We start from the raw sequence: 16,583 nt of genomic DNA, 5'->3' as shown, positions 1-16,583 counted from the left end.
ATATTGACGGCACCCTCCCATAGGTTGGCAAAGGCGGAATCGGACTAGATGCGCCCGAAAAACGCGAGAAGCGGGCAAGGGCTTTGTCGCACGTGCGACAAAATTTCGGCGCATGGCTTCCCCTCAAAACGCCTTGACCCACGCATTTCTGCGCCCTAGACGGCTCCCGCTGATGCCCCGTCGTCTAATGGTAAGACTGCGGTTTCTGATACCGCCTATTGAGGTTCGAATCCTCACGGGGCATCCAGCCATCTCCCTTTTTTCCAGTCGATCCGCGCGCAACGATCTTGCGTGCCCTGGGTTGTTGGGGTGTTACGCCCAGGCGAGGTGGGTACGGGAGGTCGAGTGAGCGAGGCCGTGGCGGCAGGAACCGGGAAGCGCCTCGCACGGCGGGTGCGGTGGCCCTATGTCCTGGGCGCGCTCGGCTTGGTGTTGGCGGCCGTCCTGCTGGGCGTGTGGTTGACGCGCAAACCGCTGGCCCAATATTTCATCGACGATGCGCTCCGCGCGCGCGCCGTTCCGGCGCGCTACCAGATCGAGAAGATCGGCCTGCGCACGCAGCGTCTGACCAATGTCGTCATCGGGGATCCGGCCAATCCCGATCTGCGCGCCGACTGGGTGGAGGTCGATACCAGCCTGTGGTTCTCCGGCGCTGGCGTCACCGCGATCCGCGTCGGTCATGTCGCGCTGCGGGCGCGGTTGGCGGATGGCAAGGTCTCGTTTGGCGCACTCGACCGCTTGCTGCCTGCATCTTCGGGCGCGCGCTTCGCGCTGCCCGCGATTCGCGCGGATGTTGCCGATGCGCGCATCGCCCTGGCGACGCCTTATGGCGCGGTTGCGCTGAGAGTGGAGGGTACGGGTGCGCTCGACGATGGCTTTTCCGGCACGGTGCGCGCGGTGGCCGGACGGCTTGCGGTGGACGGTTGTCGCCTGGATGACGTCTCCGCCGACGTTGCCGTGCACGTTCTGGCCAGCCGACCGAGCATCAGCGGGCCGGTGCGCGCCACGCGGGTAGGCTGTGCAGGTTTCGGCGCGACTGGGGCAACGGCCGATCTCGCCTTGGTGTTCAATCGCCAGCTCGACCGCTGGAAAGGGAAAGCACAGCTTGGCGTCGCTGCGCTGGCTGTGCCGGGCGCGCAGGCGCGTACGATCATGGGCCCCGTGGCGTTTGTAGGTTCGGCCACGGACATGTCGGGCACGGTCGATCTGCATTCCGGCGCTTTCTCCACCGGCGGCGTGGCCGGAAGGCAGGCGGCACTCGCCGGGCGCTATCGCTATGCCAAGGGAGGTTTCGCGTTTGATGGTGGCGCGCGCGCGGTCGAGGCGCGGCTGCCGCAGACCATGCTGTCTTCGCTGGATTCGTGGCGAACCGCCGGTGCCGGTACGCCGATCGCGCCGTTGGTCTCGCAGGTGGCAAAGGCGACGCGGGCCGCAGGGCAGGCGGTGACGGCAGACGCGCACCTCTCCGCCATCCTCAACGGTGCGCGCGGGCGTGTTACCGTATCGCGGCTGGCGCTCGCCGCCGCGTCGGGCGCAAGGCTCAGCGTCGGGGGCGGAAGCGGAATCGCCTATAGCTGGCCGGGCGGCGGCTGGCGGGTGGGCGGCATCGCCGAAGTGGCGGGTGGGGGACTGCCGACGGTGCGGGCCCAGGTAACGCAGGCGGCCGTCGGTGCGCCGCTGATCGGGCAAGCGGTTGTCGAAGCCTATGGCGTTGGGACATCGCGCCTTGCGCAAATGCCCGTCGCCTTCACCGCGCGCCGCGACGGTACGACCCAGGTGACGGCCAAAATCGATCTATCCGGTCCGCTTGGCAATGGACGCGTCGACTCGCTGCGCCTGCCGATCGCGGCGGTATGGGATGGCGTATCGCGCTTGACCGTCAATGCGAGCTGCGCACCTTTGGGGTTCGAGCGGCTGCGCGTGTCGGGCATGGACCTGCGGCGCTCGTCGGTCACGCTATGCCCGCGCGATGGCGGCCTGGTGCGGCTGGAGCGCGGCATGCTGCGCGGCGGCGGTTCGATTGGGCCGATTCGGCTGGCAGGGACGCTCGGCGCATCCTCGTTGGAATTGGTCTCACACCAAGCGCAGTGGAGCTTGGCCGATCGCCGCTTCACGCTGGCGGGGCTGGGCGTGCGGATCGGGACGGCCGAGCGGATCACGCGGCTCGATATCGCGACGCTGTCGGGCGCGTTCGCGGCGAACCTCCCGCAGGGCAGCTTTACCGGCGCGGGGGGGCAGATCGGCACTGTCCCATTGCTTTTGTCCGGTGCCGACGGCCAGTGGCGCTTTGCGCGCAACACGCTGTCGCTCGAAGGGGCGCTTTCTGTCGCCGACAGTGCCGCTTCACCACGCTTTCAGCCGCTGGCCGCGCGCGGGGTCGCGTTGACGCTGGCCGACAACCGCATCGCCGCCACCGGCACGCTGGTCGAGCCGACACAGGGCGTGAAGGTGGCCACTGTCGTGATCGCGCATGATCTGGGCACCGGGCTTGGTCACGCCGATCTCGCCGTGCCCGGGATCAGCTTTGGCGCGCACTTCCAGCCCGATCAGCTTACCAAGCTGACCTATGGTGTGATCGCCAATGTCGTCGGCGCGGTCAGCGGCGAGGGACACATTCGCTGGACCCCGCAAGCCGTCACCAGCGATGGCGTGTTCCGCACCCCCGGCATCGATCTCGCCGCCGCCTTTGGCCCGGCCAGCGGAATCGCCGGGGAAGTACGCTTCACCGATCTGCTCAATCTGGAGAGCGCGCCCGGTCAGATCACGACAATCAAGAGCCTCAATCCGGGCATTGCGGTCAATGACGGTACGGTGCGCTATCAATTGCTGCCTGGCGCACGCGTGCGGATCGAGCAGGGGATATGGCCCTTTGCCGGGGGTCGGCTGTCGCTGGAACCGACCCTGCTCGACTTTGACGAGGCGCAGGAGCGCCATTTGACCTTCCGCGTGGCCGGGGTGCAGGGCGACCAGTTCCTGCAGCAGTTCGATTTCAAGAACCTCAACGCCACCGGAATTTTCGATGGCGCGCTGCCGATGGTGTTCGATGCGCGCGGCGGGCGGATTGAAAACGGCAATCTAGTGGTGCGCCCGGGTGGCGGTACGATCGCCTATGTCGGCGAAGTTACGCAGAAGGACCTCGGCTTTTGGGGGAATTTCGCGTTCCAGTCGCTGAAATCGCTGCGCTATCGCAATCTCGACATCGTCATGAACGGTCCGCTGGCGGGCGAGGTGATCACGCAAGTGCGTTTCGCCGGGATTGCGCAAGGCGCGGGGGCCAAGCGCAATTTCCTGTTCGACCGGCTGCAGAAGCTGCCGATCGTGTTCAACCTGAGGATTTCCGCACCGTTCCGCCAGCTCGCGGATTCGGTGCAAAATTACTATGATCCAAAGCGGCTGATCCAACGCAATCTGCCCACCTTGCTGGAAGAACAGAATAAGCGCGCGACCCCGCCCCCGCCTGTGCCCTCCACCCCCATTCAGCCCTCCGACAGCAGGACCGTGCCATGACCGAAACAGCATTGACGAAGATGAAGGACTGGCCGAGCAACGGCGTGATGAAGAGACTGACGATCCTCGGCCTGTGTGCGCTGTGTCTTGCCCAGACGGCATGCGTCAACGTGACCGCGCCCGACAAACCGATCGTCATCAACCTCAACATCAGCGTCACGCAGGAAGTGGTCTATCGTCTTGATGGCCAGGCCAAGAATTTGATTCAGTCGCAACCGGGGATTTTCTGATGAACAGGCTCAAGATATCGATCGCGATGCTGCTGCTGGTCGGTGGTGCGACCGCGGCGCTGGCGCAGCGCGACCCGGCCTATCAGGCGGCGCGCGCGGCGGGCGAAGTGGGCGAGCAGCCCGATGGCTATCTCGGCGTGGTCGGCAGCGCGAGCCCGGCGGTGCGCGCGCTGGTCAACAACATCAACATCCAGCGCAAGGCGGCGTATACCCAACAAAGCGCGGCGTCGGGTGCCACGGTCGAGCAGTTCGCCTTCACCAGCGGCTGCAATCTCATCCTGAAGACCGCGCCGGGCGAGAAATATAAAGGCCCCGATGGCGTGTGGAAGACGCGCAGCGCCGCCGCGCCGGAGCGCGATTCGCGCTGTATCTAAGCGGCGCGGGTTATTTGGCTTCGGCGAGGGCGGCCTTGGCGGTGGCGCTCGTCCAGTCCATGCCACCGGTGCTGCGCCATAGTTCGTGGCCCGTCGCATCGAACAGAATGCTCATCGGCAAATTGGCGTTATAGGCAACGCTGAGGCCGAGGTCCTTATCGAGATACGGCTTCAGCCGAGTGAAGGGATGCTTGGCGAAGAAGCCGGCGACGGTCGCGCGGTCCTTGTCCTGGCTGATCGTCGCGACGGGGATGGTTGCCGCCGCCGCGTCGAGCGTCGGCATTTCCTTGACGCACGGGCCGCACCAGGTCGCCCACAGATTGACCAGCACTGGCTTGCCCGTGAAGGCCGCGAGCGTCATCGGCTTGCCATCGGGGCCTTCGAACGAGACGGTGGGGGCGGCTTCGCCCTTGTGGCTGCGGTCGATTGCATGGGTCGCGGCTGGCTCTGCGGCGGCCTGAGTGGAATTGGCGGTGGGCGCGAGCGCGTCTTGCCCGTTGGACGAGACTTGCTTATCGCACCCCCCAAGCACTCCGAGCAGCAGGACCGGGACCATCACCGAGCGTAAAGACATATCGGGCGCATCCAATGCGATGTGGGGCGGTCGTTTTGCCGAGGGGCCAACCGCAGTGATGCGGGCGATAAATGCCTCGATCCCATTCGACAAGCGTTTGTGGCGGCAGGACATCGCCGGGTCCAAGGCGCATGTCGCGATGCTGGGCGCGACCGGCATCGTTTCAGCCGAGGACGATGCCACGATCTCGGCTGGCCTCGACACCGTTGCCGCGCACTATGCCGAGCATGGCGTGGCCGAGGACATGGTGCTCGAAGACATCCACATGCAGAGCGAGTCGCGCCTGGCCGAGGCGATCGGCCCGGTTGCCGGGCGGCTGCACACCGCGCGCTCGCGCAACGACCAGGTCGCGACCGATTTCAAACTGTGGGTTCGCGATGCGATCGATGAGGTCGATGCGGCGTTGGGGGCGTTTCAGGACGCCTTGCTCGCGCGGGCGGAGCAGCATGCCGACAGCGTGATGCCGGGCTTCACGCATCTTCAGAGCGCGCAGCCGGTGACGCTCGGCCATCATCTGATGGCCTATTATGAAATGATCGCGCGCGATCGCAGCCGCTTTGCCGATGCGCGCGCGCGGATGAACCTGTCGCCGCTGGGATCGGCGGCGCTTGCCGGAACCGGCTTCCCGATCGACCGCGAGATGACGGCGGCGGCGCTCGGGTTTGACGGGCCGACGCGCAACTCGCTCGATGGTGTGTCCGACCGCGATTTCGCGATCGATTATCTGACCTCGGCGACGCAATGTTCGCTGCATCTGTCGCGGCTGGCCGAAGAGTTCGTGCTGTGGGCGTCGCAGCCGTTCGGCTTCGTCGCTCTGTCGGATCAATGGTCGACCGGCAGCTCAATCATGCCGCAGAAGCGCAACCCCGATGCCGCCGAGCTGGTGCGCGGCCATGCCGGGCGCATCCTCGGTTGCATGACCGCGCTGATGGTGACGATGAAGGGCCTGCCGCTGGCATATTCCAAGGACATGCAGGACGATAAGCCGCCGGTGTTCGAGGCGCATGATCTGCTGGGTCTGTCGATCGCGGCGATGACGGGCATGGTCGAAAGCGCGACCTTCCGTACCGACCGGATGCGCGGGCTGGCCGAGGCCGGTTTCGCCACCGCCACCGATCTCGCCGACTGGCTGGTGCGCGAAGCGGGCGTGCCGTTCCGCGAGGCGCATCACATCACCGGCCAGGCGGTGGCGCGCGCGGAAGCGCTGGGGGTGAAGCTCGACGCGCTGCCGCTCGGCGATTTGCAAGCGATCGATGCGCGGATCGACGAACGCGTCTATGGCGTGTTGTCGGTCGATGCGTCGGTCGCCAGCCGCACGAGCTTTGGCGGCACCGCGCCGTCGCGCGTGCGGGCGGCGATTGCGGCGGCGCGCGAAGGGAAACGGTCATGACACTCACGCGGGTGCCGGGTTTGATGGTCCTCGGGTCGATCGCGCTGCTTGCGGGTTGCGGTTCGGCGACCACCTTGAAACCGCCCAAGGGCCAGCCATTGCCGGTCGCGCCTTATGGGGCGACCGCCACGCCGACGCCTGCCGATTTGATAAAACCGAGCAACCAGGCCCGCCCCGAGCGCAGCGACGGAGTGCTCAAGAACTCGCAGCAGCGGCGCGGCGACGATTTCGATTTGCCGCCCCCCAATTGATTTAGGCTGAATTTATGGATCATTTTTCGCTCGTCGATGGGGCGATGCACTGCGAAGACGTGCCGTTGTCGGTGATCGCCGAGGCTGTCGGCACGCCGGTCTATGTCTATTCGACTGCGACGCTGAAGCGCCACGCGCGCGTGTTCCGCGAAGGGTTGGCCGGGGCAGGGGATATCCACCTCGCTTATGCGATCAAGGCCAATCCCAATCTCGCGGTGCTGCGCGTGATGGCGGATGCGGGCTATGGTGCCGATGTCGTGTCGGGCGGCGAACTGGCGCGCGCGCTGGCGGCGGGGATCCCGGCCAGCGACGTGGTGTTTTCGGGCGTCGGCAAGACCGTCGCCGAATTGACCACCGCACTGGAGGCAGGGCTCGGCCAGTTCAACCTCGAGCTGGAAGAAGAAGGCGTCGTGCTGGCCGGGCTGGCGGCGGCGCGCGGGCTCGTCGCCAATGCGACGCTGCGCGTGAACCCCGATGTCGATGCCGGCACCCACGCCAAGATTTCGACCGGCAAGCGCGAAAACAAGTTCGGCGTGCCAATCGACCAGGCTCCGGCGATTTTCGGGCGATTGGCGGGCTTGCCCGGCCTCGCGCTGCGCGGCGTCGCGATCCACATCGGTAGCCAGTTGAGCGATCTCGCCCCGCTGGAGGCGGCGTATCGCCGCGTTGGGGAATTGGTCGCGCACTTGCGCGGGCTCGGCTTCCCGATCGAACGCGTCGATCTTGGCGGTGGGCTGGGCGTGCCATATCGCGAAGGGGATGTCTTGCCGAGCCCCGCCGAATATGGCGCGATGGTCGCCCGCGCGACCAAGGATTGGGGCGTGCGGCTGATGTTCGAACCCGGCCGCGTGATTGCGGGCAATGCCGGTGTGCTGCTGACCAAGGTGATCTGGGTCAAGCCCGGCGCGATCAATCCCTATGTCATCGTCGACGCCGCGATGAACGATCTCGCGCGCCCGGCGATGTACGACGCCTGGCATGATTTCAGGGCGGTCCATCCGACCGGCGACCGCATGATCGCGAACATTGCCGGGCCCGTATGCGAAAGCGGCGACACCTTCGCGATGGGCCGTGACATCGATGCCGTGAAGAGCGGCGACCTCGCCATCTTCCGCACCGCAGGCGCTTATGGCGCGACGATGGCGTCAACCTATAACAGCCGCGCATTGGTGCCCGAAGTGCTGGTCGATGGCGACCGGTTCGCGGTGGTGGCCGACCGTATCCTGCCCGAGACGATCCTCGCCGCCGAACGCATTCCGGAATGGCTCACGCCGGGTGACTGACGACGCTCGTCTGCACAGTCTGCCGCTGTTTGTGCGGCTGGCCGGGCGGCCGGTGATTCTTGTGGGAACCGGCGAAGCCGCCGACGCCAAGCGTCGTTTGCTGGAGCGCGCCGGGGCCGAAATCGTTGGCGAAGCGGCGACCGCAGCGCTGGCGATCGTTGCGCTGGAAGAACCTGCACAGGCGCAAGCGGTCATCGCGCGGCTGAAGGCGCGCGGCGTGCTGGTCAACGCGGTCGATCGGCCCGATGATTGCGACTTCACGCTGCCCGCGATCATCGATCGCAACCCCGTGATCGTCGCGATTGGCACCGGCGGGGCCTCGGCCGGACTGGCGGCGGCGGTGCGGCAACGGCTCGAGACGCTGCTGCCACAAACGCTCGGCCCCCTTGCGAGCGCGCTGTTCCGCTGGCGTGCCGCGATCCGGCTCGCTTTCCCGTCGCTGGAGGCGCGGCGGCGCGCGCTGGGCGCGGCCTTTGCGCAAGGGGGAGCGCTTGATCCATTGTCTGCGGGGCCAGACGCGGTCGAGCCATGGCTGCAGTCGCCGACCGCGCAGCGCGACCAACTCGTCCATATCCGTCTGGTCTCGGACGATCCCGACGATCTCACGCTTGCCCAGGCGCGCGCGCTCGCCTTGGCCGACCGGATTTATGCGGCGGCATCCGCTCCGTCTGCCGTTCTGGACCGCGCGCGTGCGGATGCGGTGCGGATCCTCTGCGCAGGTCCGCCCGTTACGCGTGAGCCGGGGCTTTCGGTTTGGCTGGAGAAACTATGAGCGGTTTTGCTTATTGCGTTGCCGACGGCAAGGCGGCGCGGATCGACATCGGCCAGGCCATCGCGGCGACCGGCGACCTTGTCTGGGTGCATCTCACCTCGAACAATGAAGATGCGCAGGCGTGGCTGACCGACACCGCCAAAGCCCCCGATTATATCGTCGATGCGCTGACCACGTCCGAATCGCGCCCGCGCTGCGATGCGGTGGGCGATGGCGCGTTTCTCAATTTGCGCGGGCGCTCGAACGAAGCGATGACCACCTCGGACCCGCTCGCGTCGCTGCGGATCTGGGCGGTGGCGGGGCGGGTGATTTCGGTCACCCGGCGGGCGGTGACCGCGATCGACGATGTGGTGAAGCTGATCGAAGGCGGCCATATTCGCGACCCCGGCGATCTGATCGCGGAATTCGCGGTGGCGATTACCGAAGAGCTCGATCCCGAAGTTGCTGATCTCGGCGACCGGCTCGATGATTGCGAAGCCGATCTCGACGCCGACAAGGTGTTCGAACTGCGCCGCGGGGTGACCAAGGTGCGCGTCGCCGCGATCGGCTATCGGCGCTTCCTGCAGCCGCAGCGCGCCGCGCTGGAGAAACTCGCGGCGCTTCCCTGCGACTGGCTGCATGATGATGACCGGCTGCATCTCAGTTCTGCGGCCGACCGCGCGGCGCGCATGGCCGAAGAACTGGAAGCGATCCGCGAGCGCTCGGCACTGATGCATGAATCGCTGACCGATCTGCGTGCCGAACAGATCGATTCGCGTGCGCTGCTGATCTCGATCGTCGCGCTGATCTTCCTGCCGCTCACCTTCCTGACTGGGCTGTACGGCATGAATGTCGAAGGGTTGCCTTATGCCAAGGAGCCGTGGGCGTTCGATGCCATTGGCGGGATTTGCATCGCGATCACCATCGGCATCATCGGCTATTTCAGCGCGAAACGCTGGTTCGGCTGAGCCATTGGATCTTGTCGGTTAGCGTCTTGATCGAGGCGGTCAGGCGCGTGCGATCGGCCTGGGTGGCGGCGAGCGTGGCCTTGGTCTCGCCCAGTTCGATCGCGCGTGTCGCGACGCGGGCATCCAGCGCGGCATTGGCGCGCTTGAGGTCGGTAATCCGCCGTGCGCGGGCAAGCACGCGGGCAATGCGCGCGGCGAGGACATCGAAATCGAGCGGCTTTGCGACATGGTCGTCCGCACCCGCCGCCAGCCCGTCAATCGCGGCAGCGGGATCGCGGTGGCTGGTCATCATGATCACCGGCAAGTCCGCTGTATCAGGATTACTGCGGATTTCGTGCAGCACCTGAAGGCCCGACATGCCGGGCATCACCATGTCGAGCAGGACAAGATCGAACCCGCGCGCGGTAATCAGGTCGAGCCCTTCTGAACCGTTGTCGCTGAGCACCGTCAAATAGTCGAGCTGACCAAGCCGCTGGCCGAGCACGCTGAGGCTGGTGCGGCTGTCGTCAATCGCCAGGATCGTGCCGGTCACGCGGCGCGCACCGTACGCCAGGCCTGGCCGATTTCGTCGAGTGTCGCCGCGACGTCCCGGAACGGGCCCGGATCGCTGCCGATGCTGGCATTGACGACGGTTTGGCGCGCCCCGGCATACAGGTTGGCCAGAGCCGGGGCGACGGTGCCGCCGGCGTCAAAATCCAGCCCCGCCTCCAGCGCGAACAGGATTGCGGTGGCGCGGGTGACCTTGTCGCTCTTCATCGCATAATTGCCATTTTCGGCCGCCCATGCCGCGCCGCGCAGCGCACGGATCGCCTCATCATACAGCAGCTGGACCAACGCCGGGCCATCGGCCTCGGCGGTCTGCCCGGCGAGTTCGATCTGCCGATAGGTCGTTTCCGGGTTGCGCCCGAACGCGGTTGCGTAGGCGGTGCTCACCCGGTTTTATTCCACTGCGCGATCTGGTTGGTCAGCGTGGTCTGCGATGCCTTGTATTTGGCCACCAGCGCATCGGATGCCGCATATTGCTTGGTCAGGCGCTCCTGATAGGCGGCGGTGTCGGTGGTGACCTTGGCTTCGGCGTCGGTCACCTTGGTTTTGGCAGCGGTATAAAGCGCGGTGCTGCCAACCAGGCCGATATGTTCGACATTGCCGTTAATGGTCACTTTCTGGTCGACCGCCGCGGTCGAGATCGCATCGAGCGCTGCGGCGATGCCGCCGCCAGTTGCGCCCGTGCCATTGGCGAACAAGGCTTCCACTGCGTCAGGGGTTTTGGACAGAGCTGCGTTCAGCTTGGTTGAATCGACGCTCAGCGTGCCGTCGCGATTGGTCGACACCCCGATCGAGGCAAGATTGATCGGGTCGCCCGCGGCCGCGCCCGTCGCCAGCGTGGTTAGTGGCAACGCGCGCAGCGCGCGCGCCAGGCTGGTGGCATTATTGTCGTTGCGCAGCGCACCGGTGGTGGAATCGGTCTCGGTTTTGAGCACCGCTTGCAGCTGATTGTAGGTATCGACGAAATCCGTCACCGCTTGCGACAGCGCCGCGGTCGGTTTGGTATTGCCCAAGGTGACCGGCTTGCCGACCGCAGTGCCGGTGAGTTCGAGCTTCACCCCCTCAATCAGGTCGGAGACGGTGTTGCTCGAGCGCTCGACGCTAACGCCGTCCAGTTTGAGCTGGGCGTTGCCGGCCGCGCTGCCGATCGTGGTCGCGCTCTGGCCGACGCCGACATTGAGCGCGGACAGGGCGGGCGTGTCGCTGGAGAGGGTGAACGCCTGATTGGTGCCGGTCGCCCCCTTCAGCGTCAGACGCGCCGTGCCATTGGCATCGGTGACGATGCTCGCGGTCACCCCGGCCGACGCGGCGTTGATCGCCGATGCGATCCCCGAAAGCGTCTGGTGCGCACTGTCGATGGCGATGGTCACCGGTTGGGCGGCACCGGCGGTAAAACCCGTCAACGCGCCGCTGTCGACGGTTGCGGTGCCGAAGGTGAGCGTCAGATTGCCGGTGCCGACGGTGGCATCGCGGCCGGAGAAGGACGATGCGCTGGTCGCCACCTGCGCGGTGGCGAGTTGGGTCACCTCGACCGACGCGGCCAGACCCGACAATTTCGCACCCGGGAGCGCGGTCGCGGTGAGCACGCTCGTGTTCGAACTGGTCGGCTGCGTCACCAGGGTGCCGCCCTGAACCAGCGTCTTGAGCCCGGAGGCAAAGCTGGTGATGCCGCTTTGCACTTTGGCGACCGAGGAGATTTGCGCGGTAAGCGTATTTTCCTGCTTGGTCAGCGAGGCGTTCTTGGCGGCGAACTGCGCTTGCACAAGCGAGGCGACCAACGATGCCGTGTCGACGCCCGACCCGGCCCCGAGCGAGGTGAGGATCGACTGGGTTGCGGTGGTGGTCACCATGGCTGTGGTCCTGCTCCAAAACTCATATGTAAGAACGACGGGCGGGCGGTCATGTTTAGGATTCCTTCACGCCATTTTCGTCGAAGCGCGCGCTCGGCGGCACCAGCACCGGCGGCGGCGTGCCGCCCGCTGCGGCATTGAGCCCGAACACGAAGGCAAGGATCGTCGCCAGCGCGACATAGAGGTCGTCGCGCACCTCCTGGCCCTCGCGGCTGGTGTAATAGACGGCGCGCGCCAGCGAGGGATATTCGAGCACGGGCACCCGCGCCTCCGCCCCCAATTCGCGGATCGCGAGCGCCACCACGCCGCGCCCTTTAGCAACGACGACGGGCACTTGGTCGGACTCGCGATTGTAGCGCAGGGCGACTGCAAAGTGCGTCGGGTTGGTCAGGATGACATGCGCTTCGCTCACCGCCGCGCGCATGTTGCGCTTGGCCATTTCGCGCTGGCGCTGGCGCATCGCGCCCTTGGCCTCGGGTGAGCCTTCGGTTTCCTTATGCTCGTCGCGGATCGCCTGTTTGGACATGCGCAATTTGCGCAGCAGCTGGATCAATTGCAGCGGCACGTCGATGCCCGCGATGATCACGAGCCCGCCCGCCATTGCGAACAAAATCCCCATGAAGGTGCCGCCGAGCGCGGCGACCGCGGTGCCGATATTGGTCGAGGCGAGGCCGATCGTGGTGTGCGACGCCTGTTCGAGCATGTACCAGCCGATGCTGCCGAGCAGCGCCACCTTGAGCAGCGACTTGCCGAGCTCGATCCACCCCTGCGGTCCAAAGATGCGCTGCAGGCCCGAGGCGGGGTTGATCCGCGATGCCTTGGGTGCGAGCAATTTGCCATTGAAACCAAGATGCCCAAGCCCGGCCTGGCCAAGGATCGCCGCCGCCAGCGTGACCACCAGCAGCGAGCCGATCGCCGGTGCCAGCTTCCAGCCGCTTTGCAGGAGCGGGCGGAAGGGGGAGAAATCCTCGATATCGCGCTGATCGAACGAAAAGCTCGACGTCATGATCTCCTTGCAGGCACCAACCAGCGACGGCCCCATCATCGCCAGCCAGGCGCACCCGGCGAGCATCACCAGCGCGGTTGCAAACTCGCGTGATTTGAGGATGTCACCCTGTTCCGCCGCATCGCGTTTGCGCTTGGCGGTTGGGGCTTCTGTCTTTTCACCATATTCGTCTGCCATCAGCCGAGCACCAGGCTTTGGGTGGCGGCAAGGCCTTCGTTGATGATGACGAGCAGATAATCCCCCATCGCCGGAAAGCCGAGCGCCAGCGCGACGACGCCGACCGCGAGACTGGCGGGCAAGCCGACCGCGAACAGGTTGAGCGACGGTGCCGAGCGCGAGATCATGCCGACGACGAGGTTGAGGCACAGCAACAGGAAGCCGACGGGCAGCGCCAGCAACAATCCCGCGAGGAAGGTATAGCCACCGAAAAAGGCGATATTTTCAAGCTGTGCGGGTTTGAGCCAGGCCGCCCCCGGTGGCAGCGCATCATAGCTCTTCACGATCATCTCGACCAGGATGAGGTGGCCGTTGACGCTGAGGAACAGCAAGGTCAGCATCATCGAGAAGAACTGGCCGAGCGCCGGGGTCGAGCGGCCGTTCTGCGGGTCGATGGCGGACGCAAAGCCGATCCCCATCGAGGTGCCGATCACTTCGCTGGCAATCATCGGCGCGGCGAAGGCGATTTGCAGGATAAAGCCCATTGCGAAGCCGACCAGTGCCTCGGCCGCGACCGCCAGAAAGGTGGTGAGCGCGAAGATCTGTGCAGGCGGCACCACCGGATGCACCGAGAGCACCAGCACGCCGATCGCACCCGACAGCGTGACGCGCACCGTGACCGGGATCGAGACCGCGCTGAACACGGGAGCCGCGATGAACGCCGCGCCAACGCGCACCATCACGAAGATCAGCGCCCAGAGTTGCGGCTCGACCGACAGGCCGAAGCCGAGCGGACCGTTCATCTTCCCCTCCCGCTTGCGGGAGGGGTTAGGGGAGGGGCGTGGCGCGAGCATTGCGCGCAATAACGGCACTCCCCTCCCCCAGCCCCTCCCGCAAGCGGGAGGGGAGAAGAAAGGGCCCGGCCCGCGCTCATCGCACCAGATCCGGGATCCGTTCGAAAATCCCGATCGTGAAATCGGTGAGCAGCCCCAGGATCAAGCTGCCGAACACCAGGATCGACACCCCGACGACGATCAGCTTGGGCACGAACGACAAAGTCTGTTCGTTGATCGAGGTCGCCGCCTGGATCATGCCGGTGATCAGCCCGGCGAGCAGCGCCGGGATCAGGATCGGCGCGGCGGCGAGCGCCAGCACCCACATCGTCTGATTGGCGACGGTCAGGAAATATTCCGCGTCCATCAGAAACGCTCCTTTCCGTTCGCCCTGAGCCTGTCGAAGGGCAGCGCGCCACGGCGACCGCGGCAGGTGCTGCGGGCAGGCTTCGACAAGCTCAGCTCGAACGGTTGTGTGCTGCGCATCGCGTCAATTCACGAACGAATTGGCAAGGCTGCCCATCGTCAGCGCCCAGCCATCGACCAGCACGAACAGCAGCAGCTTGAACGGCATCGAGATGATCGTCGGCGACAGCATCATCATGCCGAGCGACATCAGCACGGTCGCGACCACCAGATCGATGACGATGAACGGCAGGAACACCAGGAAACCGATCTGGAACGCGGTCTTCAACTCGCTGGTGACAAAGGCGGGCAGTAGTACCGAAAAGGGAATGTCGTTCGCTTGCTTGTACGGCCCGCTCTTGGCGATGCCGGCGAACATGGTGATGTCCTTCTTGCGCGTCTGCTTGGTCATGAAGGTGTGCAGCGGGATCGCGGCCGCCTTGATCATGTCGGTCGCGCCGATCTTGCTCTCGGCATAAGGCTGGATCGCGGTAGCGTTGATCTGGGTGATCGTCGGCGCCATCACGAAGAAAGACAGGAACAGCGACAGGCCGATCAGCACCTGGTTGGGCGGGGTTTGCTGCAGGCCCATCGCCTGGCGCACGATCGCCAGCACGATGATGATGCGCGTGAAGCTGGTCATCATCAGCAGGATGCCGGGCAGGATCGTCAGCAGCCCCATCACGATCAGGATCTGCAAGCTCAGCGCCATCGGCGCATTGCCACCGCCAAGATCCTTCAACGCGCGATCGGCGGCGTCGCCGGCTCCGGGGGTCGGCACGGCGATCGGGGCGGCCTGGGCGAAGGCCGGGTGCGCAACCAGGATCGCGAACACCACGCCCAGCAGCATCAGCGCCAGCTTGCCCCACGGCAGCGCGCGCGCCACCGATGGCTTGATCAGCGCCGGGCCGCAGCCTTTGCGAATGACCTTGACGCTCATCGTGCGTCTCCACCGCGATCGATCAAGGCGACGCCAGTGCGGCTGACCGAGACGAGCAGCTTGCGCCCCTCGAAATCAATCACCGCCAGCCGGACGCTAGGCGAGATCATCATGGTTTCGGTGACCTTGAGCAGCCGGTTGGCGGGCTGACCCGGCAGCCGCGATTCCAGCCGACGCCAGGCATAAAGGCACCCGATCATCAGGCCGCACACCAGCGGCAGCAGCACGACGAGCTTGAGGATATAGGACCACATCATGACGATCAGGCCCGCTTCTCGGGGCTGACCAATTCGGTCATGCGCACGCCGAAGCTGTCGCCGACCATCACCACTTCGCCGCGCCCGATCAGCGTGCCGTTGACCAGCACATCGAGCAGTTCATTGGCCTGTCGGTCGAGCTCGATCACGCTGCTTTCGCCAAGCGCGAGCAATTCGCGCAACGTGAGCGAGGTCGAGCCGATCTCGACCGTCAGCTTGACATCGACGTCCTGCAGCAGCCGGAAATTGGCGGCCAGGCTGGCATCGACGGGGAATCCGCCACTCAAGTCGGTCATTGCAATTCACCCCCGAAAGCACGGTCTAGGTCGTAGGAAATATGCGTGAGCTTGATCGCGGCCTTGCCGTTCGATGTGCCGACCGTGCCCGCGCCGAGCCGGTCGCGCCCGACCATCACCGGCACGTCGCCGCCGACCGAAATCGGGATCACGTCACCCGCCTTCAGCTCCATCAGCAAGCTCAGCGACACCATCGGTTCCGCCAGCACGGACCGGATCGGGAAGCGCACGTCCATCACCGCGCGGGTGAGGCCGGTGCGCCAGGCCGGATCAGGCTCGGCGGTCTTGCCATGCACCTTGCCGGTCAGGGACGGGCCGTGCGGCTTCAACGCGGTGACCGGATAGAGCAGGTCGAGAAACACGGGCTTGGCGGTCCCCGAGGCAATCCCGAAGCGCGTGATGACGACGGCGTCATCGGCGTCGAGATCGGTAATCAGTGCGGGGTTCGCTTCGACCCGGCCGGGCGTGAACTCGATCCGGGCGAGCGGCTCCCATGCGGCGCGCATCGGCTCGGCCAGCATCCGGCCGAGCTGGGCGATCATCGCCTCGGCGGCGGGGGTGAATTCGGCGGGCAAGGTGGCGGGTGCCGCTCCGGTGCCGCCAAAAAACAGATCGAGCAATTCCATCACGAAACGCCCGTCGAGCACCGCCAGCGCTTGTCCGGCTGCGGGTGCCCCTGCCGCCGTCATCGCCATTGGCAGCCATGCGGTCAGCCCGTCGGGGCGTTCGACCCGGTAATCGGCCAGGCGCTGCACCACCAGCGGCTCGGCCCAGGTGCGGCACTCGCGGCGCAGCAACGGCTCGAACACGGCGCGCACGCCGCGCGCGAGCCGCGCGGACAAATGCTGCACCGTATGCAGGTCGCCGAACGGGTTGAGGTTGGCCGTCCCCAGCGTGACATGCTCTGCTGTCCGCCGGGGCCGCTCCCGCCTGTCGCTCGCGCTGTGAAGGCCTTCGTTAACCATG

General features: G+C 65.9%; 19 protein-coding genes and 1 tRNA gene. 9 read left to right on the top strand and 11 right to left on the bottom strand.

Annotation, left to right across the window (positions count from 1 at the left end; all coding sequences use genetic code 11):
- Positions 1-173 precede the first annotated feature (173 nt).
- The 4 genes from H4W01_RS17790 (at position 174) to H4W01_RS17775 (ending at position 4,111) form a co-directional block, all read left to right on the top strand.
- A tRNA-Gln gene (locus H4W01_RS17790) sits at positions 174-247 on the top strand.
- A 98-nt stretch (positions 248-345) separates the two neighbouring features.
- Positions 346-3,507 (top strand): intermembrane phospholipid transport protein YdbH family protein, encoded by a 3,162-nt coding sequence (locus tag H4W01_RS17785; protein ID WP_334685331.1) that lies wholly within the window; start codon positions 346-348, stop codon positions 3,505-3,507.
- On the top strand, positions 3,504-3,737 hold the full coding sequence (locus H4W01_RS17780) for a YnbE family lipoprotein (RefSeq protein WP_334685330.1): 234 nt from the start codon (positions 3,504-3,506) through the stop codon (positions 3,735-3,737). The genes H4W01_RS17785 and H4W01_RS17780 overlap by 4 nt, the downstream gene beginning before the upstream one ends.
- Positions 3,737-4,111, top strand: coding sequence for a YdbL family protein (locus H4W01_RS17775; protein ID WP_209612695.1), 375 nt, complete (start codon positions 3,737-3,739; stop codon positions 4,109-4,111). Before H4W01_RS17780 ends, H4W01_RS17775 begins: the two co-directional genes overlap by 1 nt.
- A gap of 10 nt (positions 4,112-4,121) precedes the next feature.
- Here H4W01_RS17775 and H4W01_RS17770 read toward each other — a convergent pair whose 3' ends face one another.
- Positions 4,122-4,685: a TlpA family protein disulfide reductase gene (locus H4W01_RS17770; protein ID WP_209612694.1), complete on the bottom strand. Its 564-nt coding sequence runs from the start codon at positions 4,683-4,685 to the stop codon at positions 4,122-4,124.
- A gap of 19 nt (positions 4,686-4,704) precedes the next feature.
- Here H4W01_RS17770 and argH point away from each other — a divergent pair, with 19 nt between their 5' ends.
- Genes argH through H4W01_RS17745 form a run of 5 tightly spaced genes read left to right on the top strand, consistent with a single transcriptional unit; the run spans position 4,705 to position 9,328 of the window.
- Entirely contained in the window at positions 4,705-6,075 is a 1,371-nt protein-coding gene (argH, locus tag H4W01_RS17765) for an argininosuccinate lyase (protein WP_209612693.1), read from the top strand.
- On the top strand, positions 6,072-6,326 hold the full coding sequence (locus H4W01_RS17760; RefSeq protein WP_209612692.1) for a hypothetical protein: 255 nt from the start codon (positions 6,072-6,074) through the stop codon (positions 6,324-6,326). The genes argH and H4W01_RS17760 overlap by 4 nt, the downstream gene beginning before the upstream one ends.
- Positions 6,327-6,340: 14 nt before the next feature.
- Positions 6,341-7,609 carry a diaminopimelate decarboxylase gene (gene lysA / locus H4W01_RS17755; protein WP_209612691.1) on the top strand — a complete coding sequence of 423 codons (1,269 nt, stop codon included), beginning with the start codon at positions 6,341-6,343 and terminating at the stop codon, positions 7,607-7,609.
- Positions 7,602-8,381 carry a precorrin-2 dehydrogenase/sirohydrochlorin ferrochelatase family protein gene (locus H4W01_RS17750; RefSeq protein WP_334685329.1) on the top strand — a complete coding sequence of 260 codons (780 nt, stop codon included), beginning with the start codon at positions 7,602-7,604 and terminating at the stop codon, positions 8,379-8,381. The genes lysA and H4W01_RS17750 overlap by 8 nt, the downstream gene beginning before the upstream one ends.
- On the top strand, positions 8,378-9,328 hold the full coding sequence (locus H4W01_RS17745; RefSeq protein WP_209612690.1) for a zinc transporter ZntB: 951 nt from the start codon (positions 8,378-8,380) through the stop codon (positions 9,326-9,328). Before H4W01_RS17750 ends, H4W01_RS17745 begins: the two co-directional genes overlap by 4 nt.
- On the opposite strand, the gene H4W01_RS17740 is transcribed toward H4W01_RS17745, so the two are convergent.
- The 10 genes from H4W01_RS17740 to H4W01_RS17695 all read right to left on the bottom strand — a co-directional run bounded on the left by H4W01_RS17740 (position 9,303) and on the right by H4W01_RS17695 (position 16,582).
- The gene (locus tag H4W01_RS17740; RefSeq protein ID WP_010405403.1) at positions 9,303-9,860 is read right to left on the bottom strand and encodes a response regulator; all 558 of its coding nucleotides are present in this window, start codon (positions 9,858-9,860) and stop codon (positions 9,303-9,305) included. The genes H4W01_RS17745 and H4W01_RS17740 overlap by 26 nt on opposite strands.
- A complete protein-coding gene (locus tag H4W01_RS17735) occupies positions 9,857-10,261 on the bottom strand; it encodes a flagellar export chaperone FliS (protein WP_209612689.1) in 405 nt (134 codons plus the stop codon). Before H4W01_RS17735 ends, H4W01_RS17740 begins: the two co-directional genes overlap by 4 nt.
- Positions 10,258-11,724: a flagellar filament capping protein FliD gene (gene fliD, locus H4W01_RS17730; RefSeq protein WP_209612688.1), complete on the bottom strand. Its 1,467-nt coding sequence runs from the start codon at positions 11,722-11,724 to the stop codon at positions 10,258-10,260. Before fliD ends, H4W01_RS17735 begins: the two co-directional genes overlap by 4 nt.
- A gap of 55 nt (positions 11,725-11,779) precedes the next feature.
- Positions 11,780-12,907, bottom strand: coding sequence for an EscU/YscU/HrcU family type III secretion system export apparatus switch protein (locus H4W01_RS17725; protein WP_209612687.1), 1,128 nt, complete (start codon positions 12,905-12,907; stop codon positions 11,780-11,782).
- Positions 12,907-13,689, bottom strand: a complete 783-nt coding sequence (fliR, locus tag H4W01_RS17720; RefSeq protein WP_209612686.1) for a flagellar biosynthetic protein FliR — start codon at positions 13,687-13,689, stop codon at positions 12,907-12,909. Before fliR ends, H4W01_RS17725 begins: the two co-directional genes overlap by 1 nt.
- 127 nt (positions 13,690-13,816) lie before the next feature.
- Positions 13,817-14,086, bottom strand: a complete 270-nt coding sequence (gene fliQ, locus H4W01_RS17715; protein ID WP_010405396.1) for a flagellar biosynthesis protein FliQ — start codon at positions 14,084-14,086, stop codon at positions 13,817-13,819.
- Between the two features lie 123 nt (positions 14,087-14,209).
- Positions 14,210-15,064: a flagellar type III secretion system pore protein FliP gene (gene fliP, locus H4W01_RS17710; protein ID WP_209612685.1), complete on the bottom strand. Its 855-nt coding sequence runs from the start codon at positions 15,062-15,064 to the stop codon at positions 14,210-14,212.
- The gene (locus H4W01_RS17705) at positions 15,061-15,321 is read right to left on the bottom strand and encodes a flagellar biosynthetic protein FliO (RefSeq protein ID WP_209612684.1); all 261 of its coding nucleotides are present in this window, start codon (positions 15,319-15,321) and stop codon (positions 15,061-15,063) included. The genes fliP and H4W01_RS17705 overlap by 4 nt, the downstream gene beginning before the upstream one ends.
- Positions 15,322-15,326: 5 nt before the next feature.
- Positions 15,327-15,617, bottom strand: coding sequence for a flagellar motor switch protein FliN (gene fliN, locus H4W01_RS17700; RefSeq protein ID WP_010405391.1), 291 nt, complete (start codon positions 15,615-15,617; stop codon positions 15,327-15,329).
- Positions 15,614-16,582, bottom strand: a complete 969-nt coding sequence (locus tag H4W01_RS17695; protein WP_209612683.1) for a flagellar motor switch protein FliM — start codon at positions 16,580-16,582, stop codon at positions 15,614-15,616. Before H4W01_RS17695 ends, fliN begins: the two co-directional genes overlap by 4 nt.
- Position 16,583: the final 1 nt, after the last annotated feature.

The sequence above is a fragment of the Sphingomonas sp. PL20 genome, from assembly GCF_017875905.1.
Lineage (GTDB): Bacteria > Pseudomonadota > Alphaproteobacteria > Sphingomonadales > Sphingomonadaceae > Sphingomonas > Sphingomonas echinoides.
The sequence above is the reverse complement of the archived record's forward strand: the minus strand, read 5'-3'. Positions and strand labels throughout refer to the sequence as shown.

Excerpts from the sequence above, each read along its gene's own strand:
- fliD (WP_209612688.1), bottom strand. The coding sequence starts at position 11,724 with ATGGTGACCACCACCGCAACCCAGTCGATCCTCACCTCGCTCGGGGCC.
- H4W01_RS17745 (WP_209612690.1), top strand. The coding sequence starts at position 8,378 with ATGAGCGGTTTTGCTTATTGCGTTGCCGACGGCAAGGCGGCGCGGATC.
- H4W01_RS17760 (WP_209612692.1), top strand. The coding sequence starts at position 6,072 with ATGACACTCACGCGGGTGCCGGGTTTGATGGTCCTCGGGTCGATCGCG.
- H4W01_RS17770 (WP_209612694.1), bottom strand. The coding sequence starts at position 4,685 with ATGTCTTTACGCTCGGTGATGGTCCCGGTCCTGCTGCTCGGAGTGCTT.
- fliP (WP_209612685.1), bottom strand. The coding sequence starts at position 15,064 with ATGAGCGTCAAGGTCATTCGCAAAGGCTGCGGCCCGGCGCTGATCAAG.
- lysA (WP_209612691.1), top strand. The coding sequence starts at position 6,341 with ATGGATCATTTTTCGCTCGTCGATGGGGCGATGCACTGCGAAGACGTG.
- H4W01_RS17775 (WP_209612695.1), top strand. The coding sequence starts at position 3,737 with ATGAACAGGCTCAAGATATCGATCGCGATGCTGCTGCTGGTCGGTGGT.
- fliR (WP_209612686.1), bottom strand. The coding sequence starts at position 13,689 with ATGAACGGTCCGCTCGGCTTCGGCCTGTCGGTCGAGCCGCAACTCTGG.
- H4W01_RS17725 (WP_209612687.1), bottom strand. The coding sequence starts at position 12,907 with ATGGCAGACGAATATGGTGAAAAGACAGAAGCCCCAACCGCCAAGCGC.
- H4W01_RS17695 (WP_209612683.1), bottom strand. The coding sequence starts at position 16,582 with ATGGTTAACGAAGGCCTTCACAGCGCGAGCGACAGGCGGGAGCGGCCC.
- H4W01_RS17705 (WP_209612684.1), bottom strand. The coding sequence starts at position 15,321 with ATGATGTGGTCCTATATCCTCAAGCTCGTCGTGCTGCTGCCGCTGGTG.
- fliQ (WP_010405396.1), bottom strand. The coding sequence starts at position 14,086 with ATGGACGCGGAATATTTCCTGACCGTCGCCAATCAGACGATGTGGGTG.
- H4W01_RS17780 (WP_334685330.1), top strand. The coding sequence starts at position 3,504 with ATGACCGAAACAGCATTGACGAAGATGAAGGACTGGCCGAGCAACGGC.
- fliN (WP_010405391.1), bottom strand. The coding sequence starts at position 15,617 with ATGACCGACTTGAGTGGCGGATTCCCCGTCGATGCCAGCCTGGCCGCC.
- argH (WP_209612693.1), top strand. The coding sequence starts at position 4,705 with ATGTGGGGCGGTCGTTTTGCCGAGGGGCCAACCGCAGTGATGCGGGCG.